Source organism: Sinorhizobium chiapasense, from assembly GCF_036488675.1.
Classification (GTDB): domain Bacteria; phylum Pseudomonadota; class Alphaproteobacteria; order Rhizobiales; family Rhizobiaceae; genus Sinorhizobium; species Sinorhizobium chiapasense.
This window is the reverse complement of record NZ_CP133148.1, coordinates 2133726-2146889: the sequence shown is the minus strand read 5'-3', so window position 1 is coordinate 2146889 and position 13164 is coordinate 2133726. Positions and strand designations below refer to the sequence as shown.

General features: G+C 64.7%; 15 protein-coding genes. 11 read left to right on the top strand and 4 right to left on the bottom strand.

The features are described from left to right. Window positions 1-9 precede the first annotated feature (9 nt). Both RB548_RS10390 and RB548_RS10385 read right to left on the bottom strand, forming a co-directional pair. The gene (locus RB548_RS10390) at window positions 10-324 is read right to left on the bottom strand and encodes a hypothetical protein (RefSeq protein WP_331374840.1); all 315 of its coding nucleotides are present in this window, start codon (window positions 322-324) and stop codon (window positions 10-12) included. A 171-nt stretch (window positions 325-495) separates the two neighbouring features. Then, window positions 496-924 (bottom strand): MerR family transcriptional regulator, encoded by a 429-nt coding sequence (locus tag RB548_RS10385; protein ID WP_331374839.1) that lies wholly within the window; start codon window positions 922-924, stop codon window positions 496-498. 144 nt (window positions 925-1068) lie between these two features. On the opposite strand from RB548_RS10385, the gene RB548_RS10380 reads away from it, so the two are divergent. The 3 genes from RB548_RS10380 to merBA all read left to right on the top strand — a co-directional run bounded on the left by RB548_RS10380 (window position 1069) and on the right by merBA (window position 4236). Beyond that, window positions 1069-1536, top strand: coding sequence for a mercuric transporter MerT family protein (locus RB548_RS10380; protein WP_331374838.1), 468 nt, complete (start codon window positions 1069-1071; stop codon window positions 1534-1536). A 21-nt stretch (window positions 1537-1557) separates the two neighbouring features. After that, entirely contained in the window at window positions 1558-1863 is a 306-nt protein-coding gene (locus RB548_RS10375; RefSeq protein ID WP_331374837.1) for a heavy-metal-associated domain-containing protein, read from the top strand. 138 nt (window positions 1864-2001) lie between these two features. Continuing rightward, window positions 2002-4236: a bifunctional organomercurial lyase/mercury(II) reductase MerBA gene (gene merBA / locus RB548_RS10370; protein ID WP_331374836.1), complete on the top strand. Its 2235-nt coding sequence runs from the start codon at window positions 2002-2004 to the stop codon at window positions 4234-4236. Between the two features lie 75 nt (window positions 4237-4311). Here merBA and RB548_RS10365 read toward each other — a convergent pair whose 3' ends face one another. Further along, window positions 4312-4992, bottom strand: coding sequence for a LexA family transcriptional regulator (locus RB548_RS10365; protein ID WP_331374835.1), 681 nt, complete (start codon window positions 4990-4992; stop codon window positions 4312-4314). 694 nt (window positions 4993-5686) lie between these two features. Here RB548_RS10365 and RB548_RS10360 point away from each other — a divergent pair. From RB548_RS10360 to RB548_RS10340, 5 genes are all read left to right on the top strand, one after another. Further along, complete coding sequence (locus RB548_RS10360; protein WP_331374834.1) at window positions 5687-5869, top strand: hypothetical protein; 183 nt, start codon at window positions 5687-5689, stop codon at window positions 5867-5869. A gap of 15 nt (window positions 5870-5884) precedes the next feature. Beyond that, window positions 5885-6739: a hypothetical protein gene (locus RB548_RS10355; protein WP_331374833.1), complete on the top strand. Its 855-nt coding sequence runs from the start codon at window positions 5885-5887 to the stop codon at window positions 6737-6739. Next, on the top strand, window positions 6708-7166 hold the full coding sequence (locus tag RB548_RS10350; RefSeq protein ID WP_331374832.1) for a hypothetical protein: 459 nt from the start codon (window positions 6708-6710) through the stop codon (window positions 7164-7166). The genes RB548_RS10355 and RB548_RS10350 overlap by 32 nt, the downstream gene beginning before the upstream one ends. A 444-nt stretch (window positions 7167-7610) precedes the next feature. Then, window positions 7611-8126, top strand: a complete 516-nt coding sequence (locus RB548_RS10345) for a helix-turn-helix domain-containing protein (RefSeq protein ID WP_331374831.1) — start codon at window positions 7611-7613, stop codon at window positions 8124-8126. A 408-nt stretch (window positions 8127-8534) separates the two neighbouring features. After that, on the top strand, window positions 8535-9149 hold the full coding sequence (locus RB548_RS10340; RefSeq protein ID WP_331374830.1) for a hypothetical protein: 615 nt from the start codon (window positions 8535-8537) through the stop codon (window positions 9147-9149). A gap of 271 nt (window positions 9150-9420) precedes the next feature. Here the strand turns inward: RB548_RS10340 and RB548_RS10335 are convergent, their stop codons facing one another. Further along, window positions 9421-10221 carry a methyltransferase domain-containing protein gene (locus RB548_RS10335; RefSeq protein WP_331374829.1) on the bottom strand — a complete coding sequence of 267 codons (801 nt, stop codon included), beginning with the start codon at window positions 10219-10221 and terminating at the stop codon, window positions 9421-9423. Between the two features lie 238 nt (window positions 10222-10459). On the opposite strand from RB548_RS10335, the gene RB548_RS10330 reads away from it, so the two are divergent. The 3 genes from RB548_RS10330 to RB548_RS10320 all read left to right on the top strand — a co-directional run bounded on the left by RB548_RS10330 (window position 10460) and on the right by RB548_RS10320 (window position 13027). Further along, complete coding sequence (locus RB548_RS10330; RefSeq protein WP_331374828.1) at window positions 10460-11410, top strand: AraC family transcriptional regulator; 951 nt, start codon at window positions 10460-10462, stop codon at window positions 11408-11410. Window positions 11411-11649: 239 nt separating this feature from the next. Further along, window positions 11650-12648 carry an HWE histidine kinase domain-containing protein gene (locus RB548_RS10325; RefSeq protein ID WP_331374827.1) on the top strand — a complete coding sequence of 333 codons (999 nt, stop codon included), beginning with the start codon at window positions 11650-11652 and terminating at the stop codon, window positions 12646-12648. A gap of 16 nt (window positions 12649-12664) precedes the next feature. Next, the gene (locus RB548_RS10320) at window positions 12665-13027 is read left to right on the top strand and encodes a response regulator (protein ID WP_331374826.1); all 363 of its coding nucleotides are present in this window, start codon (window positions 12665-12667) and stop codon (window positions 13025-13027) included. Window positions 13028-13164: the final 137 nt, after the last annotated feature.

The window sequence follows — 13164 nt, the reverse complement described above, 5'->3', positions numbered from 1 at the left end:
GATCAATGCCTAAAACTGCTGGCGATGATTGTGGGTGCCGACGAGGCGCTGGTCGCGGGCGGTGCCGCCGCTGGAAAACTCGCGCTCGCGGTTGAGCGCGAAGAAGGCGTCGTCGGTGAGCTCGGAGGCGGGCAGGGCCTCGCGCTGGAAGACATTGCCATCGGCGCCGAGATGCCAGGCAAGCGAGGCGAGGCTGGAATAGACGCTCGCCAGAAAGGTCTTCAACGCCTGCTGGTTCTCGGCATCGCTCGACCTGCGGAGATCGGCGGCAAAGAGTTCGTCGATATGGCCGTGCAGGCCGGATTTTATCGTGACGATGGACATGCGGCCGCGCACCCTCCCGGTCTCCGATGGGCCGGGCTGCCGGGCATCGGTCGTGTTGTTCGTGTTGAGTGCAACATCACATGCGACACGGATCCAGTCAACACGAAGCGTGTTGTTTGGGTGTTGCCGACAATGGTTTGTGTGTTGCGGCGGGGGAGGCCCGTGCAAGGATCAATTGACCGCCGATTCGCCGAACAGTGTCTCGATCAGCGGGCATTCCGGCCGCGTGCCGCTGCCGCACTCAGCCACCACGTCCTTCAGTACCCGTTCCATGCGCTTGAGATCGGCGATCTTCGCCCGGACGTCGGCAAGGTGGACGGCGGCGACGTCTCGTGCTTCGGCGCAAGGCCGGTCGCGCTCGTCGGCGAGACGCAGGAGCTCGCGGATTTCATCGAGGGAGAAGCCGAGCTCGCGCGCCCGCAAGACGAAGCGAAGCCGCCGCTCGTGCCAGGTGTCGTAACTGCGATAGCCGGCCGCCGTGCGTGGCGGCTCGGGGAGAAGACCAACCTTCTCATAGTAGCGCACCGTTTCCAGATTGCAGCCCGTCCGCCGCGCGAGCTCGGCCCGTTGCAGGCCTTTTACACCAGCGTGATCGCGCATTGCCAAGCCCTCTTGACTCTGTAGTTGCTACAGACCGTATCCTACTGCATGTTTCCTTAAATCGGAACCGATTTAAGGATAAAAACATGCAGCAATTCAAAGCGCTACAGCGTCCTTTGCGCGTCTGATCAGACGCGCGGCGCTGTGGGCCGCAATGAAGATTTCGGCAAGAAGAGCGAGTTCGGACATGAACGCATCGCGACACGGACCGGCAGACATTGGAACCGCCACGGTGAGCCGGACGGCGTCGGACCGCAGCGAGTCCGCCGACAGCGCCTGATCGCCGCCGGCGGCATTCTCGGCGCGCTCGGCGCCTCGTCCTGCTGCATCGTTCCGCTGATCCTGTTCAGCCTCGGCATAGGCGGCGCCTGGGTCGGCAATCTGACCGCGCTCGCGCCCTACAAGCCGTTCTTCGTCGCCGGAACGACGGGCGTCCTCGGCTACGGCTATTACCTTGTCTACTGGAAACCCAGACCAGCCTGCGCCGACGACGCTGCCTGCACGCGTGCCAAGCCCAGCCGTTTCGTTCAGGCCGCACTCTGGCTCGCGACCGTGCTCGTCATCGCCGCCTTCGCCTTCGATTTCGTCGCGCCCCTGCTGCTTGCCGCCTGACACCGGGAGGAGATCCACCCCATGAAGACGTTCTTCAGTGCCCTCGCTGTCATCGGCTCCATTGCCGCGGTTCCGGCCGCCTTCGCCGCCGAGCGCACCGTCACCTTTGCCGTCGACAACATGACCTGTGCCTCGTGTCCCTACATCGTCAAGACCACGATTGCCGCGGTGCCCGGCGTCAGCAACGTGACCGTCTCGTTCGAGGCGAAGACCGCGACGGTGACGTTCGACGATGCCAAGACCAACACCGAGGCCATCGCAGCCGCCAGCACGGACGCCGGCTACCCGGCCCATCCGAAGCAAAAGCAAGGCGGCCAGGATGGCTGACCCTGCTGCGAACCGCGCAGGGCTGGCGGGCGCGGTCTGGCGCTTTTCCTCATGGCCCTAGCCATCGGCGTCGGGGCTCATGGGCTCCATCATCGGCGCGGCCTGCAAGATAGAGAATCACAAGGAAAGCAAGAAACCATGAACGACTGCTGCGCAACCTCCTCGTCCCAGAGCAAGCCTTCGGCTTCCCCAGCCGCACCGAGCTTTGTCGTGCGGCCGGGCGTGACGTTTCCTGACTGGTCGGTCGTCACATCGCCGGCGGTCAAGGAAGCCCTTGAGGCGATGGTCGGCTCCGACCATGTGCTTAACCGGTGGAGCGGCTACGATCCCGCCGCGGATCGGGTTCGCGTTGCGCTGCTGCGGCTCTACGCCGAAGACGGGCGGGCGCCGGCCATCGGCGCGCTCGCCGACCGTGCGGGGTTGAGCGCGCCGGCCATCCGGCCCCTGCTTGAAGACCTCAGCCGCCGCGATCTGGTCGTGCTCGACGGCGAGCGGATCGTCGGCGCCTATCCCTTCACCGATCGCGACACCGGGCACCGGGTCACGCTCGACGGACGAGTTCTCAGTGCCATGTGCGCGGTCGACGCGCTCGGCATCGGGGCCATGACGAACCGCGACGCCGCGATCGCTTCGCGGTGCCGCCAATGCGGCGCGCCGATCCGGATCGCCACACGGGATGAGGGCCGGGCTTTGGCTGACATCGCGCCGGCATCAGCGGTCGCATGGCTCAGCGTTCGCTATGAAGGCGGGTGCGCCGCAAGCTCGCTGTGTGCGACGACCGCCTTCTTCTGCTCGGACGACCATCTTTCCGCATGGCGCTGCCAGCGTTCCGCGGAAGCGCCCGGGTTTCGGCTGTCGATCGAGGAAGGGCTGGAGGCGGGCCGCGCCCTGTTCGGGCCGAGCCTTGCGGGTCTCCACATGCCATCGAAGAGCCCAGCGACCACCGACCGTTCCTTCCGCGCCAATCGCGGCAATGGCGGGGCCTACGACCTCGTCGTGATCGGCGCCGGTTCTGCCGGCTTCTCGGCCGCGATCACGGCGGCGGACGAGGGCGCTGAGGTGGCGCTCGTCGGCAGCGGCACGATCGGCGGCACCTGCGTCAATATCGGTTGCGTACCCTCCAAGACCCTGATCCGCGCCGCTGAGACGTTGCACAATGCGCGCGCGGCGGCCCGGTTTGCCGGTATCTCGGCCGAGGCCGAGCTGACCGACTGGCGCGAAACCGTCCGGCAGAAGGACGCCCTCGTTTCCGAGTTGCGCCAGGCCAAATACGTCGATCTGCTGCCGGCCTATAACGGCATCGCCTATCGCGAAGGGCCGGCGCGCCTCGTGGACGATGGTGTCGTCGTCAACGGCGCACGCATCCCGGCCGGCAAGATCATCATCGCGACCGGTGCGCGGCCGGCGGTGCCCGTCATTCCCGGCCTCGAGACCGTGCCCTATCTCACCAGCACGACCGCGCTAGACCTCGAGGAACTGCCCCGGTCGCTGCTCGTCATCGGCGGCGGCTATGTCGGGGCGGAGCTCGCCCAGATGTTCGCCCGTGCCGGCGTCGAGGTAACGCTCATCTGCCGCTCCCGTCTGCTCCCCGGGGCCGAGCCCGAGATCGGCGCTGCGCTGACCGTGTATTTCGCAGGCGAGGGGATCACGGTCGTCTCCGGCATTGCCTACCGCGCGATTCGCAAGACCGGGAACGGCATTTCCCTCACCGTGGCACGCGACGGCCAAGAAACGACGATCGACGCCGATCGGGTGCTGATCGCCACCGGCCGCACGCCCAACATCGAAGGCCTGGGGCTCGCCGGGCATGGGATCGCCATTGCGCCAAATGGCGGCATCGTCGTCGACGACTGCATGCGCACGTCCCGCGCCGGCATCTATGCCGCCGGCGATGTCACCGGCCGCGACCAGTTCGTCTATATGGCCGCCTATGGCGCCAAGCTCGCGGCGAGGAACGTGCTCAACGGCGACAGCCTGCGCTACGACGACAGCGCCATGCCGGCGATCGTGTTCACCGATCCGCAAGTGGCGAGTGTCGGCATGACCGAAGCCACGGCGCGCGCCGCCGGACACGCGGTTCGCACCTCGACAATCGGTCTCGACCAGGTGCCACGTGCGCTTGCGGCCCGCGACACCCGCGGGCTCATCAAGCTCGTCGCCGATGCTCGCAGCGGCAAGCTGCTCGGCGCGCACATCCTGGCGCCGGAAGGCGCCGACAGCATCCAGACGGCCGCGCTTGCCATCCGGCAGGGTCTCACGGTCGACGATCTCGCGGAGACGATCTTTCCGTATCTCACTACTGTAGAGGGACTGAAGCTCGCGGCGCTGGCGTTCGGCAAGGACGTCGCCAAGCTGTCCTGTTGCGCCGGGTGAGGCTGTCGCAGGAATCCGTCGTACGCAACGGGATCGAGCGGTGCCATGTGAGTTTGCAGGCAAGCGCCTGCGCCTTCACGCGTTCCCGGCAAGCGCGATGTAGTGGACCGAATGGACGGTGTTGGCGTCGAAGCGGAGCTCCTTCGGCGGGTTGAACTGCTCGAGCACCAGTTCGGCGGTGTTGTGGCGGACGAACTTCTTGACGTAGGCGAGCAGTGCGCCGTTTTCTTCGAGCCGGATTTGGGCAATCACATAGTCGCCGCGCCTCACCGTGCGTTTGGGGTCGACGAAGCAGACCTCGCCGTCCTCGTAGCGCGGATACATCGAATCGCCGGAAACCGAGACCGCGTAGGCGCCCGAAATGTCCGAGAGAATCGGCGGCGCCATGACTTCGTACAACACATTGCCGTTCATTATGAATTCACCGTCCACCCCGCCGACGGCCTGGCCGAAGACGGGGATCTTCTTGCCTTTGCCGACGATCCGGGCCCCAACCTCAGCGTTGGGCTTGTCGACCTCGGGGGGCGCGGGCGCGGTGCCGTTACCCGCCCGCCGGTCGCCTTCCATCAGCCAGTACGGATCGACATTGAAGCGGCGGCCGTAGATCTTTGCCTCGGCGAGCTCGAAGTCGTTCTGGCCGTTTTCGTGGGCGCGATAGGTCGAGGCGACGACGCCAAGCGCGTTGGCGGCATCGGAGGCAAACCGATAGCCGGCCTTCTGGCGCGCCTCGCGCAATCTCTCAGCTTTGTCGCTCATGGCTCGGAACATAGTCGCTCATGGCTCGGAACATAGCGACACGAATAACACAAATCATGTTGACATGGCAACACGAATAATGTCATTCATGAGGACATGGAAACACGAACCACGGAGGGCGGCTATGAAGGGACGGCAACGTAAGATTTTACCGATCTTCATTCGGCTTGCGCCTTTCAAGCGGTTGGCGGTGCCCTAGATCAACCTTGTGGGCATTGCCGCGAAAGGTGCCCAGGGGGATTGCGGGACGGCAGAAGGGCGCCGCGCACGATCTTCCCGGTTTTTGAGGTGTGGGCGGAGGCGGAAGTCCGCTTCCTAAATCTGCGCGCCCAAGTTTCTTGGGGCGCGGGGTGTGAACGGAAGGCGCCTTCGCACGTTCCCCGAGCATGGGTTGCGGGGTGCGGACGGAAAACCGCTTCGCACTTTTCCTGCACCCCGGGGTTTCTTGGGGCGCGCGGTGCGGACGGAAAACCGCTTCGCACTTTTCCTGCACCCCGGGGTTTCTTGGGGCGCGGGGTGCGGACGGAAAACCGCTTCGCACTTTTCCTGCACCCCGCGGAACTGATCGCCGCTCTCCTCCCCGGCGATCAGCGCGAAGCCCTGTCGGCTGCAACCGACAGGGCTTCGCATCCGCTCTGCATGTCGTCCGGCCGTGGCCGGGCGGCGAGGGAGGTCCCGCCGGCCGGTTCGGCTCGTGCGGGAATTCGAGAACATCGATGGGATGTGCAGCGAAGTCGGCGTCGCGACGGGGAAAGTCCGCGCGGGGCAGGATGCGGCGCGCCCTTGCTTGATCAAGCCCTTGCTTGATCACCTGGAGCGGCGCGCCGAGGGGATTCAGATTGTTGCGGCGTCCGGCAAGGTTCGGCGCTGCTCGTGAAAGGCGGAAGGCAGGATGAGGGGTGCGGCATTGCGGATCTCGGCGATCGTGGAGGCGCTGGTGGAGGCGGGGGCGACGCCGGAGATGATCCTTTCGGCGGTTTCGGTCGCCGAGGCGCATGCGCTCGACCCGTTGGAACGACGCCGGGCGTCCGACCGCGCCCGCCAGCAGCGCCGCCGGCAGAGGCTGGCGCGCGAGGAGGCGGAAGCCGACGAAACGAATGGCGCGGCGCGTCACGCGACGGCCGGTGACGGCCACGTGACGGAGCGTGACGCCCCCCTTCCCGATAAAGAAAGGTCCCCCGGACCCCCTAAAGAAATTAACCCAACCCCGAACCCGATAACCCCGAACCCAATCGCCGCTGGGCTGGTCGCTGGCCGGGTCGAAGAGGCTCTGCCTCGGGGCGGCGAAAAGCCGGAACGGGCGCACGGGCAAGCCAGGTATCGACAGGCCGATCGCGGTGAAGCCAATCGCGGTGAGGCCAATCGGAGCGGGGGCAGGCGGCGGGGGACGCGGCTTCCCGATGCTTTCGTGCCCGACTGGGATTTCGCGGCGGGCGCGGGCTTCGGCCGGGCGGCGGCGGAGGCCGAGTTCGAAAAATTCCGCGACTACTGGCGCGCCAAGGCCGGGCGCGAGGCGACCAAGCTCGACTGGCAGGCGACCTGGCGCAACTGGATCCGCAACGCCGGCCGGCCGCGGGCCTTCGGCGGGCGGGCGCCGCCGGGTGGGACCAGCGGGAAGGGCAATTTCAGGGCGCACCAGGACGAGGTGCAACGCGAACTCGACAGGGCATTGGGACGGGCAGGCGATGACGACTTTACCGGCACGACTTTCGAACTTGAACGAAGAAATTGGCAGGCTCGCCGATAGGCTGAGGCCGGCGCCGCCGGAGCGCGTGGCCGAGTGCCTCGACGCGCTGAAGCGCGGCGGCATGGCGGCGCCGGCTGCAATCGCGCCCGCCGATTTCCTGCGCGAATACACGCTGGCGCTTTCGAACGTGCCGGCATGCGGGCTGATGACGGCGATCCTGAAGCTGAAGCGCGGCGAATATGCGACGGTCAATCCCGCCTTCATGCCGCTGCCGGCGGAGCTCGCCGCGCTCGCTCGAAAGGAGGCGCTGGGCGTCCGGGAGGACATGGCCCGGGCGCGGGCGACGGTGGAGACCCTGCAGGCGCTGTCGCGACCCAAGCCTTCGCCGGAAAGCAAGGCGCGTGTGCGGGCGCTTCTCGCCCGCTATCGCGGGCAGGCCGAACTGCCGGCGGCGGACGCACCGCCTTCGCAGGAGCGGGGCCGATGACGCGGGCACGCTCGGTCGCGGCGCAATCAATACGCGCACTTCATCCCTGTGCTTGTCACAGGAATCCAGCGCGCCCAAGTCCTTTGACGCGGGAGAATCTTGCGCACGGCGGATGCGGGGCGCCGCTTTCGCAGCGTCGGTATGGGCCGGACGGAGTCATGTACGGCGCGGACGCGCCGTGGCTGGATTCCTGTGACAAGCACAGGAATGAGGGAGCCTGGGGTTGGCCGCACAAGACAACGGCAAGGACGACGGAGTCTCAGGGCTGATCGCGCAAGACAAGCGCAAGGGAAACGGAGCCCTGTAGTTGGCTGCACGGCGGCATCAACCGTCGCAAGCCCTCCCGCTGGCTCGATGAAATTTAGCCGGCGAATGAATTGATGCAAATCAGGCCACCAAACGAGGCCGGCGGAAGCGCGTCGGCAGGGGAAACCGGAGATATCAATGACGAACCATTCGGACGGGACACAGTCGCAACTGGCGCGCCTCACCCGGCATTACGGCGCCGTGCGCGAACGGCTGGTGCGGCCGGCAAACGCGGTCGTATCGGTCGCCGCGGCGGCGGAGCTCGAAAGGCGGCTTCAAGCACTTGCGAGCGACAATACAGCGAAGGCGCGGCGGATCGCGGCGCTGGAGACGGAGCTTGCCGATGCCGGGGCGCGGCTGATCGCGCAGGCGCAGGCGCTTCTTGGGCGATATGCGGGCGAGGAGCCTGAGGACGGCGACCGGCCGCCGGTCGAGGAGATCGTCGCGGCCGTGCTCGAACGCTTCCCCGGTGTCACCTGGGAAGACATCATCAGCGTGCGGCGCGAGCGCCGGCTGGTCGAGCCCCGGCACGCCTGCATGCGCGCGGTCTACGACGCCCGCAAGGACCTCTCGCTGCCGCTGATCGGCCGCATCTTCCGCCGCAAGCACACGACCGTGCTCGGCGTCGTACAGCGGCGATCGGCGGATGCTTGAGCCGGCTGTGGCGCTACAGCGCCGCGCGTCTCATCAGACGCGCAAAGGACGCTGTAGCACTTCGAATTGCTGCATGTTTTTGTCCTTAATCGGCTACGATTTAAGGACAAATGCAGTGGCGAGTGATTCAAGCGTTTCAAGCGCTTGCGCGCGATTTCAGAGAAATCGATTCATGTTCTCCGGTCGCGACCGGGCGACGACCGCACACACTTTTCCCACCCCGCTTCTTTGCTGGCGCGGGGTGGACGGAAAACCGCTTCACACTTTTCCTACCCCGCTTCCTTTGTTTGGCGCGGGGTGGACGGAAAACCGCTTCACACTTTTCCTACCCCGCTTCCTTTGTTTGGCGCGGGGTGGACGGAAAACCGCACACACTTTTCCTACCCCGCTTTTTGAAAGGACCCGAAAATGACGAGCAAAGCCCAGAAGCTGCGTGCAAAGCGCAAGGCCCAGCTTGGACGCCCGCGCAAGGTGAATGCCGAGCGCTTCGCCTGCGGCAAGATCCGGCCGGAATGGTCGAAAAAGGAGAACGAAAAGGAGGCGATCGCGGTGGCGCTCGCCGCGCGCAAGCGCATGCACGGGCTGGAGACGACGAGCGCCTTTGCCGGCTACACGCTCGGCCGCCTCTTCCTCGACGGGCGCATCACCGCCGAGCAGCGCGAGGCCGGCGACGACTATGCCGTGGCGATGGCGCGTTACTATCACCTGAACGGCATTCCCTATCCGAGCGTGCGCGCCCAGGCGCTCGACCGCGTGGCGGGGCATCCGGGCGAGACGACCGAGGAGCGCGCCCGGATGGCGCTGAAGGCCGCCGACCGGATGATGCGGCTCGACGGCGTGCTTTCCGGATGCGCGGAAGGACGGCAGGTCAAAACCACGGTCTTCAACGTCTGCGTCATGGACTACGAGGGTCTGCGGCTGATGCCGGAGCCGCAACTCGCCTGGCTGAGGCGGGGGCTGAATGCGCTCATCTTCGACAAGGGCTTGCGCGAATATGGGGAGGGCGGTGCTTCGTTTGAGTGACAATAGGAATATTATCCTTGACCAAGGCACGCCGGTTCGAAAGCCTGGATCCTGCCTGGCGCGAACCTTCCTTGGTCAGTTCATCATCGTGGAGATGGTGATCGCTAGAGAGACTATTTGAGACAAGGCCCCGTTCCGGCGGGGCCTCTGCTTGTGCGAAGGCGTGAACTGCGGAGGCGTCGCGAGGCGGAATTGTGTAGCAAATGCCACCAGTCGGTGGTCGTGATCGGTCTCCGCTTGTGCCAGAAGCGGAGATGAGGTGTTCAGGCGTCTAGCCTTTCTTTGCCGTTACAATGTGGGCATCCATCGGCATAATGATTTCGCCTGAAGGCACGACAAACTCCGCAAGCGCACTCTCAGATTCCGCAGCGAGAGTTGCCATCGCATCGTCGCTGAGCATGTCGGCCAGGGGCGAGGCTTTAACCTCGATACGTACGAATTCCTTTACAGACGCGAACCGGATCGAACCCTTGTGGTGAGTAACTTTGGCCCGGGAAATGCCACTGTCGACAAATAGCTTGGCGAGCTCGGCTTGATCGCCAAGGACGAAAGGCGCTGCCAGCACGTCTGCTGCCCGACCTTCGCACCCTCGGGCCGCGATATCCACGAGTATCTGGTAACCACGGGCGCGGCCGATCGGTGCCCAAGCGGCGACCGCAAGGCGTCCTCCTGGCACGAGAGTGCGCCACATCTCACATAGGGAGGTCACGCGGTCCGGAAAATACATCAGCGCGAACTGGCTGACCACGATGTCAAAACTCGCATCCTCGAAAGGAAGAGACGCCGCATCGCCGTGTCGCCATTCTATTCTCGGCTCGGTTCGCGCTGCGACCGCCAGCATCTCCTGATTCAGATCGAGACCAACGACCTGACCTTCTTCCCCAACCCGCCTGAGGGCCTCGCGTGCAAGCACGCCTGTCCCGCAGCCAACGTCGAGAACTTTGTTACCCACCTTGATTCCAGCAGCGTCGGCGACCGGTCCGGCCCAAGCGCCGAAGATCGCAGGTACGAAACAGGACTCGTAGACTTCGGCAGCGCCCGTTGAGACCTGCCAGCGTTCAGGCTCGGCCATGAGGATCACTCCAGTTATACCGCGCGGCCGTTCCGCAGGCCGCGTTACCCAGGATGGATACTTCGCCCACGCAGATGTATCCTTGCTCATGGCAAAGTCCCATGCCCATGCGTCTCAATCATTTGCTGGATCGTCTGTCGTGGAGCTCCGGCACAGTCCATCGCGCCCAGCGGAAAAGGCGAAGACGTCGCCTCATCCAGGTTACGGGCGGACCGACGCCTTGTCGGATGTTCTGAGAGTGGTGAAGCTTACCGGTGCTTTGTTCTTCATCTCGCAGGCGTCGACTCCCTGGGGGACGGAAGTACCCCGGGCGGAGACCTTCGCACCGATTATCCTGCCACGCGCGCGGCATGTGTTTTCCTACCACATCGTCCTCAAAGGTTCCGGCTGGGCCGGCATTCCGGGCGTCGCTTCCACGTCCTTCGAGGCAGGTGACGTACTGGTATTCCCGCATGGCGATCGCCATTCACTGCTCAGCGCACCAGGACAGCCGCCGGAGTTCGATGCCGCCGCGACGTTGCAATTCTTCCGCGACATGGCGGCCGGTAAAATCCCGTTCGTGATCCAGGAGGGCGGCGGCGGCCCAGAGCGGACCGACATCCTGTGCGGCTTCCTCGCATGCGACATGCGGCCGTTCAACCCGGTGCTCGCGAGCATGCCGCGGCTTCTGCATGTCAAGCGCCGCCCAAAGGGCCAACCCGACCTGCTCGAGCGGTTGATCGAACTTACGCTGGCTGAGGCGCAGAGCGACCGCCCCGGGCGCGAATCCATTCACATGAGGCTGAGCGAGCTCATGTTTGTGGAGGTGGTGCGGCGTCATCTCGAGACCCAGCCCATGGGCGAAACCGGCTGGCTGGCGGGACTGCGGGACGCTTCTGTCGGCTGTGCCCTCGCCCTCCTGCATCGCAGCCCCGCTTATCCTTGGACGTTGATTGAATTGGCGCGGCAGGCGGGCGTCTCGCGTGCAGTTTTGGCGAACCGCTTTGCCCATCTCGTCGGATATCCGCCGATGCAGTATCTGACGCTCTGGCGTATGCAGATCGCCGCGAATCTCCTTGCCGAGCGGTCGATGAAGGTGGCGGCCGTCGCGTACGAAGTTGGATATCAGTCTGAGGCGGCGTTCAGCCGGACCTTCAAGAAGATCACAGGGGTCACACCCGCTGCTTGGTCTATTCGCGAGGCCACCTGATGGCCTTGGCAGAGCGCATTCCGGAGCCACTGCGCGAAACGGCGACTTTGGGCCAGAAGCGAGACAGCGCTCTCGGCCTGGGAGGTGTGGGGTAGGGACCCGGATGCAGTCTATTTGCGCTGCCGATGCGAATGCGTTGCAAGGAAAGCGTGAGATCCACCCCACAAAGGGGGAGGTCATCTTCATCAAGAACGCGGCGTGTGGTAATTTTCTGAGACGTTGAACTTGTGGAGATAAAGGTGAATCTGGAGGATCTTTATCGCCTGCTGCGGAAGGGCCATGTCCAGGCGCAAGGCATAATCGACACAGTCCCCGATCCTTTGATCGTCCTCGACGAGAAGTTGTGCGTACTGAGCGCCAGCCGGGCCTTCTTTGAAAAATTCAAGGTCGACCGCGATGAGACGATCGGGCAGCACTTCTACGCACTCGGCAATCGGCAATGGGACATCCCCGAGCTGCGGCGCCTGCTGGAAGAGGTAATCCCGAAGAGCACGGCGGTGGTGGACTTCGAGGTAGAGCACGAATTTCCGAGCATCGGCCATCGGACGATGCTCGTCAGTGCCCACCGGCTGTTCCATCCCGACAACAACAGCCGCACCTTGCTACTCTCGGTCGTCGATGCCACGGAGCGACGTCGACGCGAGGCGGAGAAGGACATTCTCCTCGGCGAACTGCGGCATCGGATGAAGAACCTGCTGGCGTTGGTTCAGGCGATGGCGCGACAGACCACGGCCGCCGGCCGCTCCGGCGCGGAATACCGCGACGCCTTCCTTGGCAGGTTCAACGCGCTCGTGCAGGCCCATGACATGGCTTACTCGCAGGAGGGCGAGATTGACCTTCAGGCGATGCTGGAGCGAATGCTCGAGCCCTATTCGGAGGGGCCAACAGGCGTTCTCGTCGTGCCGGGGCCGGCCGTGCGGCTGGAGTCGAGGCAAATCATGTCGCTGAGCCTCATCCTGCACGAACTCGCGGTCAATGCGATCAAACATGGCGCGCTTTCGATACCCACCGGACAGATCCGCCTCCGCTGGGAGTTGGAACAGGCGAGCGCCGGGCGCCTGCGGCTGGTCTGGCAGGAAAGCGGCGGCCCCCCGGTTGCGCCACCGGCCTCTTCCGGGTTCGGCACGCAGCTCATCGAATTCGCCGCGAGCCGCGAACTCGGCGGACGTGTGGAACTTAACTATGCGCCCACGGGTTTGGTGGTCGAGATCGTCGTCCCCATAGGAGCGGTCTCATGAAATCGAGATTGGTCCCGTGCAAAAGACCGTGCTTATCGTGGAGGACGAGTTCCTCATCGCGATGGATCTCAAGCTTTTGCTTGAGCAACGCGGCTGGTGCGTACTCGGACCCGCGGCGACGGTGGGGGAGGCGCTCGACCTGTTGAGCGACGAATTGCCTGCCGTGGCGATCCTCGATGTAACCTTAAGGGACGGCCAGGTGACGCTCGTGGCGGAGGCGCTGCGCGCGCAAAACGTACCGTTCGTCGTGGCAAGCGCCTATAGCAATCCGGAGCTCATCGGCGGAGAGGTCCTGAACGGCGCGCCGAATGTCGGCAAGCCGACCGAGGAGCGTCGCTTGTTGAAGGTGCTGGAGCAGGCGATCCGATCTGGCCCGTAATTGCCAGCGTCCTTTGCGCGTCTCATAAGACGCGCGGCGCTATAGGTGAGTTCAAGAGCTTTTCACGGTTTCATCGAAACAGGTCAGTGGCCTCAATGAAGGCCGCGCAAATTCGCGTGTTCCCCAGAAATCGCGTG